A 16,144-nucleotide genomic window follows, 5' to 3' on the forward strand; every position below is an offset into this window, starting at 1 on the left:
TGCGCAACGCAATTAGTTACTGCAGCACCCGAGATGCTTCGCTGCGCGCTGCATGACCTGCTTCCTCAATCAGTATAGCCCACCCCATGATTGAATTTCTCCTCAACGACCAGTCCATTCGCACCAGCGAAGCCCCAGCCAGCGCGCTGCTCGACTTTGTGCGCTGCCACGAGCAGCTGAAGGGCACCAAAATCGGCTGCCGCGAGGGTGACTGCGGCGCTTGCACCGTGCTGGTAGGCGAGCTGGCCCCCGACGGCCAGACGGTGAGCTACCAAAGCATGACCAGCTGCCTCACGCCGCTGGGCAATGCCCACGGCAAGCACATCGTGACGGTGGAAGGCATCAACGCGGCCGGCAGCCAGCTCACGCCCGTGCAAAAAGCTATTGTGGACGAAGGCGGCTCGCAGTGCGGCTTCTGCACGGTGGGCTTCGTAATGTCGCTGACGGGCCACAGCCTGAGCAGCACGCCCGTTACCGAGAAAAGCACCATTGCGGCCATCGACGGCAACATTTGCCGCTGCACCGGTTACAAATCGTTGGAGCGCGCCGCCGCCCGGCTCACCGCTGAGCTGGAGCAGCGTCCCGCTGAAAACGCACTGGCCTGGCTCAGCGAAAAGCAGTTTGTGCCCGGTTATTTCGCAGAGGTTCCGGCCAAACTCGCCAAGCTGCGCCCCACGGAAACCAACGCATCGAATGCTTCTGCAGAGGCCCTGGCAGCTTCTGCTACGGCCCACGCCAACGGCGGCTCCGTATCGACCTCGCCCAACGGCCACGCCCAAAACCAGAACGACCACGGCCACGAAGGCAACCGCCCATTTACGCATGCCCTTGTAGGCGGCGGCACCGACCTGCTGGTGCAACGCCTCGAAGAGCTGCGCGAGCAGCCCGGCGTGCGCCTGATTTTTGACCAGCCTGGCCGGCGCGGCATCCGCCGCGAAACCACCGGCCGCGTGGTGCTGGGCGCCGCCACCACCGCCAGCCAGCTCCTCGATTCGGAACTCATGCGCGGCCTGATGCCCCGCCTGCCGCAGTACCTGAAGCTGGTGAGCAGCACGCCCATCCGCAACATGGGCACGGTAGCCGGCAACTTCATCAACGGCTCGCCCATTGGCGACCTCACCATTATGTTCCTGGCCTTAGGCGCGTCCATCACGCTGCTTGACGCCGCCGGCGCCACCCGCGAACTGGCCCTCCCCGACCTCTACCTCGGCTACAAAAAGCTGGCGAAAGCGGCCGACGAGCAGGTTATCGAAATCAGCTTTCCCGCCCCACTGGCTGGCGACTTCTTCCACTTCGAGAAAGTCTCCAAGCGCACCCACCTCGACATTGCAAGCGTGAACTCCGCCGCCTGGCTGCGCGTCGAAAACGGCATCATTCAGGCCGCCCGCGTCTCGGCCGGCGGCGTGGGGCCGGTGCCGCTGTACCTGGCTCGCACCAGCGAGTTTCTACAGGGCCGCGAATTGACGGCTGAAACCGTGACGGCCGCCAACGAGGTGATGCAATCGGAAATCAGCCCGATTTCCGACGTGCGCGGTACCAGCGAATACAAGAGGCTGTTGCTGCGGCAGTTGCTGTGGGCCCACTTCCTGGAGTTTGCGCCGGAGCTGGCGGTGGATGAGTTAATTTAATTAGAAATATTAGACGGTCATGCTGAGCGCAGTCGAAGCATCTCTACTACGCCATCTGTCATCCTGAACGAAGTGAAGGACCTTCTCATGCCAGAACGATTAACGTTCAGCAGGGATAAGATGCTTCCTTCGTCAGCATGACAAACGGCGCGGTAGAGATGCTTCGACTGCGCTCAGCATGACGTTCAAGAATACCAACATGAACCACCTCGACCCACAGCGCCACGTGCGCGGCGAATCGCAGTACCTCGACGACGTACCTGTGCAGCAGGGCACCCTGTACGCGGCCGTGTTTGAAAGCCCGCTGGCCCACGGCGTGCTCCGCAGCCTCGATTTCAGCGCCGCCCTGGCCGCGCCGGGCGTGGCGCGGGTGCTCACGGCGGCCGACATTCCCGGCGAAAACCAGATTGGTGGCATCGTGCCCGATGAGCCGCTGCTAGCCGAGGGGCACGTGCATTTCCGGGGGCAGCCGGTGGCGCTGGTGCTGGCCCGCACCGAGGCACAGGCCCACGCCGCCCTCAAGCTCATCAAGGTCGAAATCGACCCGCTGCCCATCATCACCGACCCGCGGGTAGCGGCGGCGCAGGGCGAGTTCATCGTGCCGCCGCGCACCTTCAAGCTCGGCGATTCGGCCGCGGCCTGGGCGTCGTGCGCTCACGTGTTCGAGGGCGTGGCCGAGAACGGCGGGCAGGAGCACTTGTACATCGAAACGCAGGGCGCTTACGCCTTCCCCACTGAGATGGGCGGCGTGCGGATGATTTCCTCCACGCAGGGCCCCACGGCCGTGCAGCGCCACACGGCGCACGTGCTGGGCCTGGGCATGCACCAGGTAGAAGTGGACGTGACCCGCCTCGGTGGCGGCTTCGGCGGCAAGGAAGACCAGGCCACGCCCTGGGGCGCCCTGGCCGCGCTGGGCGCCTTCCTCACCAAAAAGCCGGTGAAGCTGGTGCTCGACCGCATGGCCGATATGCGGATGACCGGCAAGCGCCACCCCTACTCGTCCGATTTCAGAATCGGCTTCGATGCCGACCTGAAAATCGTGGCTTACGAGGTGGAATTCTACCAAAACGCGGGCGCTGCCGCCGACCTCTCGCCGGCCGTGATGGAGCGCACGCTCTTCCACGCCACCAACGCCTATTTCGTGCCCAACGTGACGGCCACGGCCTATTCGTGCCGCACCAACCTGCCGCCGAATACGGCCTTCCGGGGCTTCGGCGGGCCGCAGGGCATGTTTGTAATTGAATCGGCCCTGGCCAAAGCGGCCGAGGAGCTGGGCGTGCCCACTTACGAGCTGCAGCGCCGCAACCTGCTGCGCGAGGGCGACCTGTTCTCATACCGGCAGGCGGCCGAGGGCTGCCACGCCGAGCAGGCCTGGGACACGGCCGCATCGGACTTCGATTTGGCCGGCATTCGGGCCGAGATAGCGCAGTTCAACCAACAGAACAAGCTCAAGAAGAAGGGTTTCGCGGTGATGCCCATTTGCTTCGGCATCAGCTTCACCAAAACGCCCATGAACCAGACGCGGGCCCTGGTGCACATCTACTCCGACGGCTCGGTGGGCATCAGCACGGGCGCGGTGGAAATGGGCCAGGGCGTGAACACCAAGATTGCGCAGGTGGCCGCCCGCACGCTGGGCATTTCGATTAACCGCATCAAAATCGAAACCACCAACACCACGCGCGTCGCCAACACCTCCCCCAGCGCCGCCAGCGCCACCGCCGACCTCAACGGCAAGGCCACCGAAATGGCCTGCCGTGCCCTGCGCGAGCGCCTGCTGCGCCACGCCGAGGTGGAGTACACGCTCAACTACGAGGGCCTCGAAATCCGCGACGAGGAGGTGCTGGCCGCCGGCATTCGCACCGAAACCACCTGGGACAAGCTGGTATCGTCGGCGTTCTGGAAGCGCATCGCCCTCACCGAAAACGCCCATTACGCCACGCCCGACCTGCATTTCGACGCCACCGTGAACCAGGGCCACCCCTTCGCCTACCACGTGTACGGCACGGCCCTGACTACCGTAACGGTGGACTGCCTGCGCGGCACCTACACCGTGGATGCCCTGCAGATTGCCCACGACTTCGGTCAGAGCTTCAACGAAGTCATCGACCGCGGCCAGATTGAGGGTGGCGCCGTGCAGGGCATCGGCTGGATGACGATGGAGGAAGTAGCCTACAATGAGGAAGGCCGCCTGCTTAGCAACTCACTAAATAGCTACAAAATCCCCGACATCTACGCCGCGCCCAAGGTGCTCGACGTGCACTTCCTCGACACCCCGGGCCACCCCAAGGCCATCCTGCGCTCCAAGGCCGTGGGCGAGCCGCCGCTCATGTACGGCATCGGCACCTACTTTGCCCTGCGCGACGCGGTGCGGGCCTTCCAGGGCCACACCGCCCTGCCCTTCTCGGCGCCGATGACGCCGGAAAAGGTGCTGGTGAGCTTATACCCGGAAGGGGCAATGGTGAAGAAACCAGACGTAACAATTTCTGTTGCAGGCGGCTTATAAAGCTCCCTTATACAATTTTGACGGCTAATCGTGCTACATTGCTGAAGCGTTGGCCCTCTCACTGCTTCTGTGAGAGCGTGGCCAAATAGCTTCACACTATGCGGCATCACTACACGCTTTTCACGGTTGGCCTTGGGGTACTCCTAAGCTTTACGGCCTGTTCGCCGGATTCTAAATCAGAAACCCGCGCCAGCCAGAAGCGCGAGCCAGCAGCCCCAGCTGCTACTGCGGCATCTGCCCCTGGCCCCACACGCCGGCTGGGCTCCCAGCCCAACGGCCAACCTACCTCCGAAACCGACCGCCGGCGCAACATGGTGCTGGCACCAGCGGCCCCACAGGCCGGCCCGGCACGGGTAATTTCGAAGCGAACTAATCGGAAGCTCGCCCGGCTGGTGCGGCGGCAGGAGCGCGCCGCTAGCCGGGCAGCAGCAGCGGCCCCGGCGCCGACCAGGGTGGCTCCTGCCGCTCCGGCCTCGGCCCAGCCGACGCCAACCAACGCCGGCGTGCTACCAGATACGGACGTTGCGGTTGCGGCCGCGGCTGCTGCCCCTACCGACCGGCCCAAGACGGCCCAGGTTTTCCGCATTCGGCCCGACCGCGACACCGTGCTCTACGGCTCCGAAGGCACCGTGATGCGGGTGCCGGCCGGCACGTTTGTGCAAGGCAACACCCGCCAGGGCACCGCCCCCGAAGGCTTGGTCGAAATCAAGCTGCGTGAGTTCTACTCGATGGCCGACATCTTGCTGGAGCGCCTGAGCACCATGGCCGGCCCCAGGCTGCTCGAAACCGGCGGCATGGTGCAGCTCAGCGCTACCACTGCCGATGGCAGGGAGTGCAAGCTCAAGCCCGGCAGCGCGTTTGAGCTGGGATTTCCGGCCACCCGGCCCATCGACGGCATGCAGCTTTACAACGGGCAGTCCACCGCCACCCGCGGCCTCAACTGGAAGCTGGCGCCCCAGCACGAGGCCACGAAGCCGGCCAAACGCTGGATTAGCTGGCAGTACTGGAAAAAGCCCCGCTTCAAGGGCGGCTACGCGGTGACCCGTCATCGCCTGAGCAAAGCCATCGACTACGATGCTGCCACCGCCATGCGCCTCAACGGCTACCAGGCGCCCGGGCAGCTGCGCCGCGAAATGCGCCGCAACCACAAGCGCGTGCCGGTGGTGGGCCGGGTGAATGCCAGCTTTGAATTATCAGAAACCGGCCAGCTCAACGACGTTTATTTCCGCAGCGCCGGCCCGGCCGATTCGGCCCTGCAAGCAGCCGTGGTGCAGGCCTTGCGCCGCCTGAAAGCTACCCCCGCCTCGCACGGCGTGCGCAACAACCGCCGGGCCACCCGCAGCCTGATGAAGGTGGACGTGCGTTTCACGGCCGACCGGCGCGTGCTCGTCGACCACCTGCGCTGGGACCAGGCCACCACCATTTCCCTCTTCCGGGCCGACGAGGAACGCCGCGCCACGGGCAAAGGGCGCCTCACCGATGCCCAGCTGCAGGCCGCCCCGCTGGAGGCCGTGACCGGTGAGCTGTTTAAAAAGCGGCAGGCCAATGCCAAACGGTATTCGGTGGGCACATTTCTGGGCGAGCAGCTGAACTATGTGAAGGAGCTGGCCGTGTTCCGGGTGAAGGTGGTGGCCGCGCCGCGCACCATGGGCTGGTACAATTGCGACCGGCCGGCCCCGCCGTTGCTCACCCGGCTGGTGATGTCGTCTTCGTCGCGGGTGGGGCGCCCCACCGGTGGCCTGGCCAAGCTGGCGCTGGTGCACCTGGGCCTCGAACACCCCGCCGCCCAGCCGGCCGACATTAGCCTGGTGCTGCACGACAAGCGGTGCGTGATTCGCGGCGACGCCAAGGCAGGCCGGGTCACGTTTGAGCAACTGGCTGATAGCACGGTTGCCACACTGGTCGCCATTCGCCGCGAACAGGGCCAGCTTTACCTGGGCTTGCGCGATGTGGTGGTGCGCCAGCGCGTGGAGCCACCGCTGGAGTTCCGGCCCGTGACGGTGCCCGAGCTTCGGGCCGCCATGGCCCGCTTCGACCTATAGCCCATCCGTTCCGCACTACCGCTTCACGGCCGCCTTTGCCTCATACACCACTTTGCCGCCCACCATCGTCAGCTCGCTCACGGTGCCGGGCAAGGCCGGCGGGGGCACCGTGAAAATGTCCTGCGAGAGCACCGCCAAATCGGCCAGCTTGCCGGGTGCCAGCGTGCCTTTTTGCTGCTCCTGAAACTCGGCGTAAGCGGCACCGGCGGTGTAGGCGCGCACGGCCTGCTCGCGGGTGAGGGCCTCTTTGGGGTCGGCCAGGGTGGCGGCGAAAAGGATGTTGAGGAACGGATTCATCGGGCCATCGGAGCCTAGCGCGAAGAGCACGCCGCTGTCCAGCAGTGAGCGGAAGCCGGCGGGTATGTGCGTGGCGGCGCCGTGCTGCTGGTCCATGTCGGCCACGTAATGCGATGCGTTTTGCACCACCACAATGCCCATGGCCCGGGCACGGGGCCGCAAATCGGGCGCCAGGCCGTCGCCGTGCTCAAAGCGCACGCGCTTGCGCCGCCAGGTGGCGTCGTCGGCCAGCTGGCCCATGAGGTGCAGCACCAGGCTGGCCGTGCTGTCGCCCACAATGTGCAGCATCAACGGGTCAGAGGTGGCGAGGGCGTGGCGGAGCAACTGGCGCACGGTGTCGGCGGGGAAATTGAGGTGGCCATACCAGCCGGGGCGGCCCGGGTACGGGCGGCGCATCAGGGCGCCGCCTTCAAGCGGAGTGGCGTCGAGCACGTATTTGCGGCCCTCCACCCGCGCCAGCGGCGTGGGCTGGTGGTTCACCCCGGCCCATTCGCCGTGCTTGAAACCGCGGGGCGAGGTCATGAAATACGGCATGATGCGGTGGCGCAGGGGCAGCCGGGCCGCCTGCACCACACGCACAGTTTGAGCCGGCGGCAGCGTACCGGCCATGTCCTGCACGCTGGTGATGCCAAAACGCAGCGCTTCGGCCCCATAAGCCCTAAGCAGCCGCACCCAAGCACTGTCGGGCAGGTGGCCATTGAGGTCGCGGCGCGGGCCCCAGCTGCCGTATTCCAGCAGCGAGCCCGTGAGCCGGCCTGTGCCCGAGTCCCGCTCATAGGCCCCGCCGAGCGGGTCGGGGTCGGCCTCGCCGATGCCCAGCTGTTGCAGCGCCAGGGAGTTGACGACGCAGCCGTGGCCCCACGGGGTGTGCAACAGCACCGGGTGGCGGGGCGCCACGGCATCCAGCGCCGCGCGCCGCGCCTGCGGGTCTTGCAGCACGCTCAAGCCTATTTCGCCCTGCAGCCAGGTACCCGCAGGCGTTTGCCGCGCCAGCTTGGCCAGCGTATCGAGCACCTGCGCCGTGCTGGGGCCCGCCAGCAGCGGCAGTTTGGGAAAGTGAAACGACCGGCCCAGCGGGCTGCCTCCCGGCAGGTGCGTGTGCGCGTCGTTGAAGCCTGGCACCACGGTGCGGCCGCGCAACTCGATGCGGCGGGTGCGCGGGCCGGCCAGCTTGCTGATTTGGGCAGTGCTGCCCACGGCCACTACCCGCTCGCCGCGCACGGCCAGGGCCTGCGCGTAAGGCCGGGAGGGGTCGGCGGTGAAGATTTTACCCCCAGTCAAAATCATGTCCGGGTGGGCAGGCTGAGCCCAGGCCCGCCCGGCAAGAGATAATGCCAGAACAAAAACATAATAAGATTTCATGGCAGTTAATTTATTGGGTTACCAAGCGTCCAGGCAAGCCAATGTATTTATAAAATCACTTCTAATATCAATCAATAATATCTATGTTTGCTTGCGCTGCAATTCCGGCAGGATTTGCAGAACAGAATCACCTTCAAACAAACTTTATGCGCCTCACACAATCAAAACATTGGCTCGGCAGCATCGCTGCGCTGGTCGTTCTGGCCCTCAGCGTACTGCTGGGCAGCACTGCCACTACTCCCAAAACGCCGCCCCGCGCCATGGCCGCCGCCGGCCAAACGGTGTGGGTCATCCTGACGCCGGTGAAGGCCGACAAACGGACGCAGTACGAACGGTTCGTTAACGAGATTTTTTGGCCGTGCGCGGCCAAAGTAGGGGCCGCCGACCAGCAGGCCTTTCACCACACGCGGGTGCTCAATCCAACCAAGCCCCAGGCGGACGGTACTTACGCGTATATGTTCATCATGGACCCCGTGCAGAAAGGAGCCGATTACGAAGTCGAAAGCCTGCTGAAAAAAGCCTACGGACCGGCAAAAGCCACCGAGTACTACAAACTTTACACGGAGTGCATGGCGGGCGAACAGAAAATATACTCCAGCACCCAAACCCAGTATTAACCACTTGTAAATCACCGCTTCAAGCAACAAAAAAGGCTTCTCCTGACGAGAAGCCTTTTTTGTTGCTTGAACCAGCCGGACTCTACGCCGCTTTGGCGCGGCGTCCCTGCAGGATGCGGTAGAAAGAGCGGGTCTGCACCTCTTCCAGCGTGAGGCCGGTGGCGAGAATTTCCTCTTCCGTAATGGCACCGCAGTTCAGGGCTTTCAGGAAGAAGTTGAGCAGGCCCTGGCCGGTGGCAGCGTCGTCGAAGATGTCGCCGGTGAGGGTGGAAATGGCCGCGCGCTCCACGAAGGTTTTCAGGCGAAAAACGGCGTCGTCGTAGCTGCTGAGGAAGAAATTGTAAGTGGCAGCGTAGCGCATGGGCAACTGCGCCGGGTTCAAATCCCAGCCCTGGTAGAAGCCGTTGATGAGCGAGTGCGTGGTGTGGTGGTAGGCCTGGCGCCAGGCGTTGTGCACCGACTCGCGGTTTTCGCGCAGCTGGGCAAACGTCAGGTTTTCGCCGCGGTGCGGGCCGATGGGCATCACGTTGGTGGCGCCATCGGAGAGGAAGATGCCAGTGCCGCCCAACGCCACCTTGGTCATGTGGTGGGCAAAATCGCACACGGGGTGCGCCATGGTCTGGTACTTGGCCGTGATGCCGCAGCTGGCCGTGTAGTCATAGGTGCCGAAGTGGGCCGCGATGCAGCGCCCCTCGCTGGCCCGAATGATGCGCATGAGCGGGTTGCGTCCCTCCTCGTCCATGATGATTTGCGTGGCCTCCACCATCGTCTCCATTTTGAGGGTGCCGGGGGCCAGGCCATTGGCCTTTTCGAGCAGCTCAAACAGGCGCACCATCGTCGTCATCTGCTCCGGGATGGTCACCTTGGGCAGCATCACCACAAAGTTGTCGGGCAGCTTGCCGCCGGTTTCGGCCAGCAGCGTGGTCAGGAAAATGTCGAGTGTGCGCACGCCCCGCTGCTTCAAGTCCTCAGTGAATGGCTTGATGCGGATGCCGATGAACGGCGACAGCGTGCCCTGCTGCATGCCCTTGGCCACTTCCTTGGCGGCGCGCACGGCGGTTTCATCCTCCTCCGCATCGGGCCGATTGCCGAAGCCGTCTTCAAAATCGACGCGGAAGTCTTCTACCGCTTCGCGCTTCAGCTTCGCCACAATCTTGTTGTACACCGAATAAGCCAGCCAAGCGGGCTCTTGCTTGCGGTCCTCCGGGCTCAGGGCATCGAGCTTGGCGGTGAGGGCGGCTACGTCGGCTTCGAGGGTGGGCAGCTGCTCGTGGTTTTTAAACTGCAGGGCGCGGGCCAACTCCACGAAGTTGGGCGCGTAGGTAAGCAGGTTGTTGAGGGCGATTTCGCCCATGCGCACGCAGGTATCGGCCTTGAAGAGGTTGGCGCCGCCGTACACGGTGTGCACGGGCTGGCGGTCGGGCCGGTCGCCGGGGTAGGTTTGCTGGAATTTAATATTGGCCACGCCGAGCTGGTCGAGCAGGGCGGCTTTATCGGAATCTTGTAAGCTGAGTTTCATGGTGGGAATTGATTGTTCGTTGTCGATTTATGCGCCAAATCTGAACGTCATGCTGAGCGCAGCCGAAGCATCTCTACCGCGCAAGTAATTAATTACTGCTGCACGCGAGATGCTTCGGCTGCGCTCAGCATGACGTTCTTTTTATCCGGCAATTTTTCACGAGCCGCGGTAGGTGGAATACCCGAATGGATTCAGCAACAGTGGCACATGGTAATGCGCGTTTTCAGCCACGTTGAACACGATTTCCACGAAGGGATAAAAATTGGCGGTGCCGTCCTGCGCGAAGTATTCCTGGGTGTAGAATTTCATTTTATACACGCCCAATTCCACCTGCTTTTCTTTCGGCAATAAATCGGGAATGCGGCCGTCGGCGTTGGTTTTGCCGCGCGCTATTTCCTGCCAGCTGTCGCCAACTTGTTGCATTAGCGCAATGCTGACATTCGCCGCCGGCTTGCCCTTGGTGGTGTCGAGAATGTGCGTGGTTATCTGGCTCATGCGGCTAATAGTTTTTCGAGGCGAATGCGGGTGATTTTATCCTGCTCGCCGGCAGCAATCAGAATTTCATCTTCGGGGTTATTGGGCATGCGTGCTTGCAGTAGGGCCAGCATTTCGTCGGCCGTTTTACCAGTGGCGCACACAATGAAAATGTAGCCGAATTTTTGCTCGTATTCCTCGTTGCCCGTGGCCAAAGCCTCTAAAGTAGCCTGAGAAGCCTGTTTCACGGAGGCCTGCTCACCCTCGGCCCACGTGCTGGTGCTGGCGAATTTCTCGCGCAGCGCGGCCACATCACCACCGATTTTGGGGTGGTGCGTGAAAGCTTCGCGCCAGTCGGCTTCGCTCAGGGAATTCCAGACGGTGGTTGCCTGCTGCATCAGCGCTTCTGCATCGGCGACGGGGAAACGGGCCACTATATTTTCCACCCACGCCGTGGAGCCGCAGCATTTTTGCAGGGCTTCGGCGAGGACAGATTTGGGGAGGTTATTTAATTCTTGGATGGTCATTTGAATTACCTAAGAAACGTCATGCTGAGCGCAGTCGAAGCATCTCTACCGCGCCATGCAACTAATTACCGCTGCGGTAGAGATGCTTCGACTGCGCTCAGCATGACGCCCTGATAAAAGTGCGTTTCGAAAGCCGTTAAATCACCGTCGGAAAGCGGTTGACGTTTTTGTAGTAGATATAAACCGACGGCTCCTGGCCCATGGCCGTGGCCCACTGCTGGCAGTAAGGCGCCATCCAGATGGAATCGCCTTTTTTCACCGGGTACCAGCATTGGTCGAGCATGTAGATGGCCTGGCCTTCGAGGTACATCAGGCCGTGTTCCATGATGTGGGTTTCGACCATGGGCAGGTTGCCGCCGAGGCCGTAGGTGAAGATGTTCACGGCCATGTCGAAGCCTGGCTCGTTGGGCAGCAGTTCCTGGATGCGCAGGGCCTCATCGTTCATGTAGATGGGCGCTTTGCTGTAGTCGCGCTCACCCCAGAAGACGCCCGGCGTGGCGTGGCCCGACAGCGGCTCGTACACTTTATGGAAGGTGAGCAGCTGCGTACCGGCCTCGGGCTGGCTGAAATCGTAGCGCTGGCCCACAGGCACGTACACGTACTCGCCCGTTTTCAGCGCGCGGGTTTCGCCGCCCACGGTGGCCGTGCAGTTGCCCTGCACCACGTAGAAGAAAATCTGTGAAGCCTCAGTTTCGCCCTGCACGCGGCCGGCTTCGGTGAGGGTGATGAGCGTTTGGCACAGGCGGGCGCCCATTTGCTCGTTGATGATGACGTTGGTGGTGCAACCGGTCCAGCCGGGCACGTTGCTGTTGATGTAGCCGTCGGGGGCAATGATGGCGTGGTTGCGCTTCACAACTGAGCGCGTCAGGGCGGACATTTCCATGTTAACGGGTGGGATTTTGGGTGCGGAGAAGGGTAATAAACTGGTCGGCCACGGCCACGGCAGCGGCTAAGTCGGCCAGTTCCACGTTCTCCAGCGGGTTGTGGCTGATGCCTTTGTAGCAGCGAATGAACATCATGGTGGCCGGCGCTACAAAGGACACGGGCACGGCGTCGTGGCCGGCGCCGCTCACCAGCGCAATGGTTTCGTAGCCGCTGGCGGCAATGGCCTGGGCCAGCAGCGCGTTCAGGCCGGCGTCGCAGGTCACGGGGGCAGTTTTCTGCACAAGGTTCCAGTCCAGGGCCACGTTGCGGTGGCCGGCCACGGCCTCGGCGTGGCTGCGGAGGTAGTCGTAGGCTTGGGCGAGTTGGGCTTCGTCGGGGCTGCGCAGGTCGAGGCTGCAGGTTACTTCGCCGGGGATGACGTTGCTGGCCGAATGGCTGATGGCCAGTTTGCCCACGGTGGCTACCAGCCCGCGGCCGTGCACCTGGGCAAACTGCTCGGCGGTGAGCACAAACTCGGCCGCCGCGCACAGCGCATCCTGGCGCATGTTCATGGGCACGGTGCCGGCGTGGCCGGCCATGCCGCGGAAGGTGAGCTCCACGCGCTGCTGGCCGGCAATGGCCGTCACCAGAGCTACCGGCACATTCCGCTCCCAGAGCACGGGCCCCTGCTCGATGTGCAGCTCAAAGTAACCCAGCCACTCGGCGGCCGGAATGGCATCCAAAGCCAACGTAGAAGCATCGCCGCCCATGGCCACCAGGGCCTGGTCGAGGGAAATGCCGGCGGCGTCGCAGCGGCCCAGCAGGGCGGGGTCGAAGGCACCGGTTACCACCTTGCTGCCCAGGTAGGTGGTGTGGAAGCGCACGCCTTCCTCGTCGCTGAACGCAATGAGCTCGATGTGAAAAGGCAGTGCGACCTGTTGCGCCAGCAGGTTTTCCAGCAAATCGAGCCCCATGAGCACGCCCAGCGGGCCGTCGAATTTGCCGGCGTTCACCACCGTGTCGATGTGCGAGGCCAGCACGAAGGTTTTGGCGTCGGGGTTGGGGCTTTCGAGGCGGGCGCGCAGGTTGCCGATGCCGTCCGTACGGGTGGGCAGGCCGGCGGCTTCCAGCCAGCTTTGCACCAGGTCGCGGCCCGCTACGAAGGCGGGCGTGCCGAAGGTGCGCGTCACCCCGTCGGGGTCATCGCTGATGGCAGCCAATTGCTGAATGCGCTGCATGATTCGCTCAGCGCGCGCGGTGTATTCCTGCTGCATCCAGCTACCGGGTTAAAAATTCGCCGTGGTTGAGGCGGAGGGAATCTGGGCGCTGGAAAACCTGTTCGCCGCGGAGAAAAGTTAATTCGATGACTCCCGCCAATTCCTGGCAAATGTAAGGGGATACTTTGTGTTTGTGCAGAATCAGTTCTTCGGTCACCTCAAAGGTCTGTTCGGGGTCAAGCACAATTAAATCGGCGTCGAATCCGGGCGCAATCTGGCCCTTTTTCCCGCTTTGGCCGGCCAGCTTCGCGGGGTTGGTGCTCAGCCATTTCACAACGTCGGACAGGCTGGCGCCGCGCCGGCGGGCGGCCGTCCAGAGCACCGGCAGGGCAAACTGCAACGAGGCAATGCCGCCCCAGGCGGTGGTGAAGTCGCCGCTGGCCAACTGCTTGAGGTCGGGCGGCGCGGGCGAGTGGTCGGTGGCCACGAAGTCGATGATGCCGGCTTCCAAAGCCGCCCATAATTGGTCGTTGTTGGCCTTCTCGCGGATGGGCGGCGCGCACTTGAACTGCGTCTGGCCGTCCTGAATGTCCTCGGCGTTGAAATAGAGGTAATGTTGGCCGGTTTCCACCGTCAGGGGCAGGCCCTTGGCCCTGGCGGCCGCGATGGGCGCAATGGAATTGGCCGACGACAGATGCACGATGTGCACCCAGCAGCCGGTTTCCTCGCACAGGCGAATCATCATGGCAATGGCCTCATCCTCCCATGCCTTGGGCCGCGAAGCCAGGTAATTGGAGTATGAGCGGTGGTCGTTCTGCTTCCATGCGTCATCGTCTTCCGACAGCTCGCAGTGCACCAGCAGCGGCAACTTATGCCGCGCCAGAATCGGCATCACCCGCCGCAAATCTTCTTCGGTCGCATTCGGAAAATCATCAATGCCGGAGTGCGTCAGAAAGGCCTTGAAACCCAGCACGCCGGCCGCAATCAGCGGCTCAATCTCGTCGGCATTGCCCGGCACCACGCCGCCCCAGAAACCCACGTTGCAGTGCAACTGGCCCCGCGTGGCCGCACGCTTGATTTCCAGATTGGCCACCGAAGTAGTGACCGGGGCCGAGTTTAGGGGCATGTCGACCAACGAAGTAAGGCCGCCGGCCAGCGCCGCGCGGGTGGCCGTGTCGAAGCCTTCCCAATCGGTGCGGCCGGGCTCGTTGATGTGCACGTGCGGGTCGATGACGCCGGGCAGCACGGCGCGGGTGCCTACGTCGAGCAGGGTAGCGCCGGGCACATCGGCTTCGGGCGGCAGGATGGCGCTGATGCGGCCGTTTTCTATGATGATGGTAGCGGCGCGCTCGCCCTCGGGCGTGACAACGCGCTGGCTGCGCAAGGCTAGTGTTGGCATGGGTCGGGAATTTGACACTAAATTGGGGGCTTTTTCCCGGTTCAATTAAATTGAAGCTTGGGGAATTGAACGAAGAAAGAACGTCATGCAGAGCGCAGCGAGGCATCTTGCCCGCAGCCAGTAATTCCTTACGTTCGCAACGAAGCGGTAAAGATGCTTCGCTGCGCTCTGCATGACGCGCTACTTTCATTTGGCCCCACCCCGCTTTCCCATATGCTCCAATACGTTACCCTGCTTGCCCTCATTCTTGCGTTTCTGCTGTTGCTGGGCGTCATCTTCGCCCTGCAGCGCGTGGCCAAAGCGCGGCCCAACGGCGGCGCTGTGGGCGACGGCAGCTTCACGCTGGAAGGCTACTCCTACGCGCTGATTCTGCTGGCCGTCGTTGCGGCGGTGGGCATTGCCTACGTGCTGGCGCGCGACTCGCCCTGGTCGGGCCACATCATGGAGTGGCTCAACATTGTGGTGCGCCTCATGCACATCACCTTCGGCATCGCCTGGATTGGCGCTTCGTTCTACTTCGTGTTCCTCGAAAACGCCCTTAATCGCACCGACAACGTGCGCGAGGAGCTGGCCGGCAACCTCTGGGCCGTGCACGGCGGCGGCTTCTACTACCTGGAGAAGTACAAGACGGCGCCCAAGCAAATCCCCAAAGCCCTGCACTGGTTTAAGTACGAGGCGTATTTCACCTGGCTGTCGGGCTTCAGCCTGCTGTTTGTGGTGTATTATTTCAACGCCAGCTCTATGCTGGTTGACCCGCGCATCCTCGACATCTCGCCGCTGGCGGGCGTGGGTCTTGGCGTGGGTTCGTTTGTGGCGGCCTGGCTGCTCTACGACGGGCTGTGCCGCACCGAGTTTGTGCGCAGCCCCTGGTTTAAAGTCGTTGGTTTCATCCTGGCCACGGGCTTTGCGTTTTTCTACGCGCAGGTGTTCAGCGCCCGGGCGGCCTACATCCACTTCGGGGCCATGCTGGGCACGCTCATGGTGGGCAACGTGTTTTTCACCATTATCCCGGCCCAAAAGGCCATGGTGAAAGCCGCCACCGAAGGCACGCCCCTCGACCCCACGCTGGGCAAAAACGCGCTGGCCCGTTCGCTGCACAATAACTATTTCACCTTGCCGGTGCTGTTTGTGATGGTCAGCAACCACTTTCCCAGCACCTTCGGCCACTCCTACCCCTGGGCCATTTTGGCGGCCATCACGCTGGGCACGGCCGGCGTGAAGCACTGGCTGAACCTGCGCGAAAAGCACCAGACCGACACAGCGGTGTGGGTGCTGCCCGCCGCCGTGGCCCTGCTCCTGGGCGTGGTGTTCGTGACGGCCCCGCCGGCCCAGTCGGGTGGCAGCGGCGCGGCTGGCGCCGCTGCCGCCAATGCCTGCACCCAGCAGGTGAGCATGAGCCAGGTGAACATGATAGTGCAGAAGCGCTGCATTCAGTGCCACTCGGCCCACCCGACGGACGACGTATTCAAGTCGCCGCCCAACGGCGTGGTATATGACACGCCCGAAGACATCATTCGCCTGAAAGATAAAATCATGCAGCGCGTGGTGGTGACGAAAACCATGCCCCAGAACAATAAAACCCAGATTACCCAGGAAGAGCGGGACCTTATTGCCTGCTGGATTAGCCAGGGGGCGCAGAACAAGTAGTGAGTGTTGACAATTATTTGAACGTCATGCTGAGCGCAGTCGAAGCAT

12 protein-coding genes are annotated in these 16,144 nt (G+C 63.0%); 5 read left to right on the forward strand and 7 right to left on the reverse strand.

All coding sequences use genetic code 11. From position 1 onward, the window contains the following. Positions 1-86: 86 nt before the first annotated feature. The 3 genes from I2I01_RS17655 (at position 87) to I2I01_RS17665 (ending at position 6,173) form a co-directional block, all read left to right on the forward strand. A complete protein-coding gene (locus I2I01_RS17655) occupies positions 87-1,628 on the forward strand; it encodes an FAD binding domain-containing protein (RefSeq protein WP_196287828.1) in 1,542 nt (513 codons plus the stop codon). 178 nt (positions 1,629-1,806) lie between these two features. Next, a complete protein-coding gene (locus I2I01_RS17660) occupies positions 1,807-4,131 on the forward strand; it encodes a xanthine dehydrogenase molybdopterin binding subunit (RefSeq protein WP_211538017.1) in 2,325 nt (774 codons plus the stop codon). Positions 4,132-4,229: 98 nt separating this feature from the next. After that, the gene (locus I2I01_RS17665; RefSeq protein ID WP_196287829.1) at positions 4,230-6,173 is read left to right on the forward strand and encodes a hypothetical protein; all 1,944 of its coding nucleotides are present in this window, start codon (positions 4,230-4,232) and stop codon (positions 6,171-6,173) included. 15 nt (positions 6,174-6,188) lie between these two features. Here the strand turns inward: I2I01_RS17665 and I2I01_RS17670 are convergent, their stop codons facing one another. After that, complete coding sequence (locus I2I01_RS17670; RefSeq protein ID WP_196287830.1) at positions 6,189-7,757, reverse strand: amidohydrolase; 1,569 nt, start codon at positions 7,755-7,757, stop codon at positions 6,189-6,191. Between the two features lie 221 nt (positions 7,758-7,978). Here I2I01_RS17670 and I2I01_RS17675 point away from each other — a divergent pair, with 221 nt between their 5' ends. Then, positions 7,979-8,449, forward strand: a complete 471-nt coding sequence (locus I2I01_RS17675; RefSeq protein WP_211538018.1) for a hypothetical protein — start codon at positions 7,979-7,981, stop codon at positions 8,447-8,449. A gap of 82 nt (positions 8,450-8,531) precedes the next feature. On the opposite strand, the gene I2I01_RS17680 is transcribed toward I2I01_RS17675, so the two are convergent. From I2I01_RS17680 to allB, 6 genes are all read right to left on the reverse strand, one after another. After that, the gene (locus tag I2I01_RS17680; protein ID WP_196287831.1) at positions 8,532-9,968 is read right to left on the reverse strand and encodes a DUF6986 family protein; all 1,437 of its coding nucleotides are present in this window, start codon (positions 9,966-9,968) and stop codon (positions 8,532-8,534) included. Positions 9,969-10,124: 156 nt separating this feature from the next. Next, a complete protein-coding gene (gene uraH / locus I2I01_RS17685) occupies positions 10,125-10,463 on the reverse strand; it encodes a hydroxyisourate hydrolase (RefSeq protein ID WP_196287832.1) in 339 nt (112 codons plus the stop codon). Further along, positions 10,460-10,969, reverse strand: coding sequence for a 2-oxo-4-hydroxy-4-carboxy-5-ureidoimidazoline decarboxylase (uraD, locus tag I2I01_RS17690; RefSeq protein WP_196287833.1), 510 nt, complete (start codon positions 10,967-10,969; stop codon positions 10,460-10,462). Before uraD ends, uraH begins: the two co-directional genes overlap by 4 nt. 136 nt (positions 10,970-11,105) lie before the next feature. Then, the gene (gene allE, locus I2I01_RS17695) at positions 11,106-11,852 is read right to left on the reverse strand and encodes a (S)-ureidoglycine aminohydrolase (RefSeq protein ID WP_196287834.1); all 747 of its coding nucleotides are present in this window, start codon (positions 11,850-11,852) and stop codon (positions 11,106-11,108) included. A 1-nt stretch (position 11,853) separates the two neighbouring features. After that, the gene (locus I2I01_RS17700) at positions 11,854-13,107 is read right to left on the reverse strand and encodes an allantoate amidohydrolase (protein WP_196287835.1); all 1,254 of its coding nucleotides are present in this window, start codon (positions 13,105-13,107) and stop codon (positions 11,854-11,856) included. 4 nt (positions 13,108-13,111) lie between these two features. After that, complete coding sequence (gene allB, locus I2I01_RS17705) at positions 13,112-14,449, reverse strand: allantoinase AllB (RefSeq protein ID WP_196287836.1); 1,338 nt, start codon at positions 14,447-14,449, stop codon at positions 13,112-13,114. A 213-nt stretch (positions 14,450-14,662) separates the two neighbouring features. On the opposite strand from allB, the gene I2I01_RS17710 reads away from it, so the two are divergent. Further along, positions 14,663-16,096, forward strand: coding sequence for a urate hydroxylase PuuD (locus I2I01_RS17710; RefSeq protein WP_211538019.1), 1,434 nt, complete (start codon positions 14,663-14,665; stop codon positions 16,094-16,096). Positions 16,097-16,144: the final 48 nt, after the last annotated feature.

The sequence above is a fragment of the Hymenobacter properus genome (assembly GCF_015694735.1).
Lineage (GTDB): Bacteria > Bacteroidota > Bacteroidia > Cytophagales > Hymenobacteraceae > Hymenobacter > Hymenobacter properus.

What these genes read in the sequence shown, in the direction of transcription:
- I2I01_RS17655 (WP_196287828.1), top strand. Translation starts at nt 87, where the DNA reads ATGATTGAATTTCTCCTCAACGACCAGTCCATTCGCACCAGCGAAGCC.
- allE (WP_196287834.1), bottom strand. Translation starts at nt 11,852, where the DNA reads ATGGAAATGTCCGCCCTGACGCGCTCAGTTGTGAAGCGCAACCACGCC.
- I2I01_RS17700 (WP_196287835.1), bottom strand. Translation starts at nt 13,107, where the DNA reads ATGCAGCAGGAATACACCGCGCGCGCTGAGCGAATCATGCAGCGCATT.
- allB (WP_196287836.1), bottom strand. Translation starts at nt 14,449, where the DNA reads ATGCCAACACTAGCCTTGCGCAGCCAGCGCGTTGTCACGCCCGAGGGC.
- I2I01_RS17680 (WP_196287831.1), bottom strand. Translation starts at nt 9,968, where the DNA reads ATGAAACTCAGCTTACAAGATTCCGATAAAGCCGCCCTGCTCGACCAG.
- I2I01_RS17665 (WP_196287829.1), top strand. Translation starts at nt 4,230, where the DNA reads ATGCGGCATCACTACACGCTTTTCACGGTTGGCCTTGGGGTACTCCTA.
- uraH (WP_196287832.1), bottom strand. Translation starts at nt 10,463, where the DNA reads ATGAGCCAGATAACCACGCACATTCTCGACACCACCAAGGGCAAGCCG.
- uraD (WP_196287833.1), bottom strand. Translation starts at nt 10,969, where the DNA reads ATGACCATCCAAGAATTAAATAACCTCCCCAAATCTGTCCTCGCCGAA.
- I2I01_RS17675 (WP_211538018.1), top strand. Translation starts at nt 7,979, where the DNA reads ATGCGCCTCACACAATCAAAACATTGGCTCGGCAGCATCGCTGCGCTG.
- I2I01_RS17710 (WP_211538019.1), top strand. Translation starts at nt 14,663, where the DNA reads ATGCTCCAATACGTTACCCTGCTTGCCCTCATTCTTGCGTTTCTGCTG.
- I2I01_RS17670 (WP_196287830.1), bottom strand. Translation starts at nt 7,757, where the DNA reads ATGATTTTGACTGGGGGTAAAATCTTCACCGCCGACCCCTCCCGGCCT.
- I2I01_RS17660 (WP_211538017.1), top strand. Translation starts at nt 1,807, where the DNA reads ATGACGTTCAAGAATACCAACATGAACCACCTCGACCCACAGCGCCAC.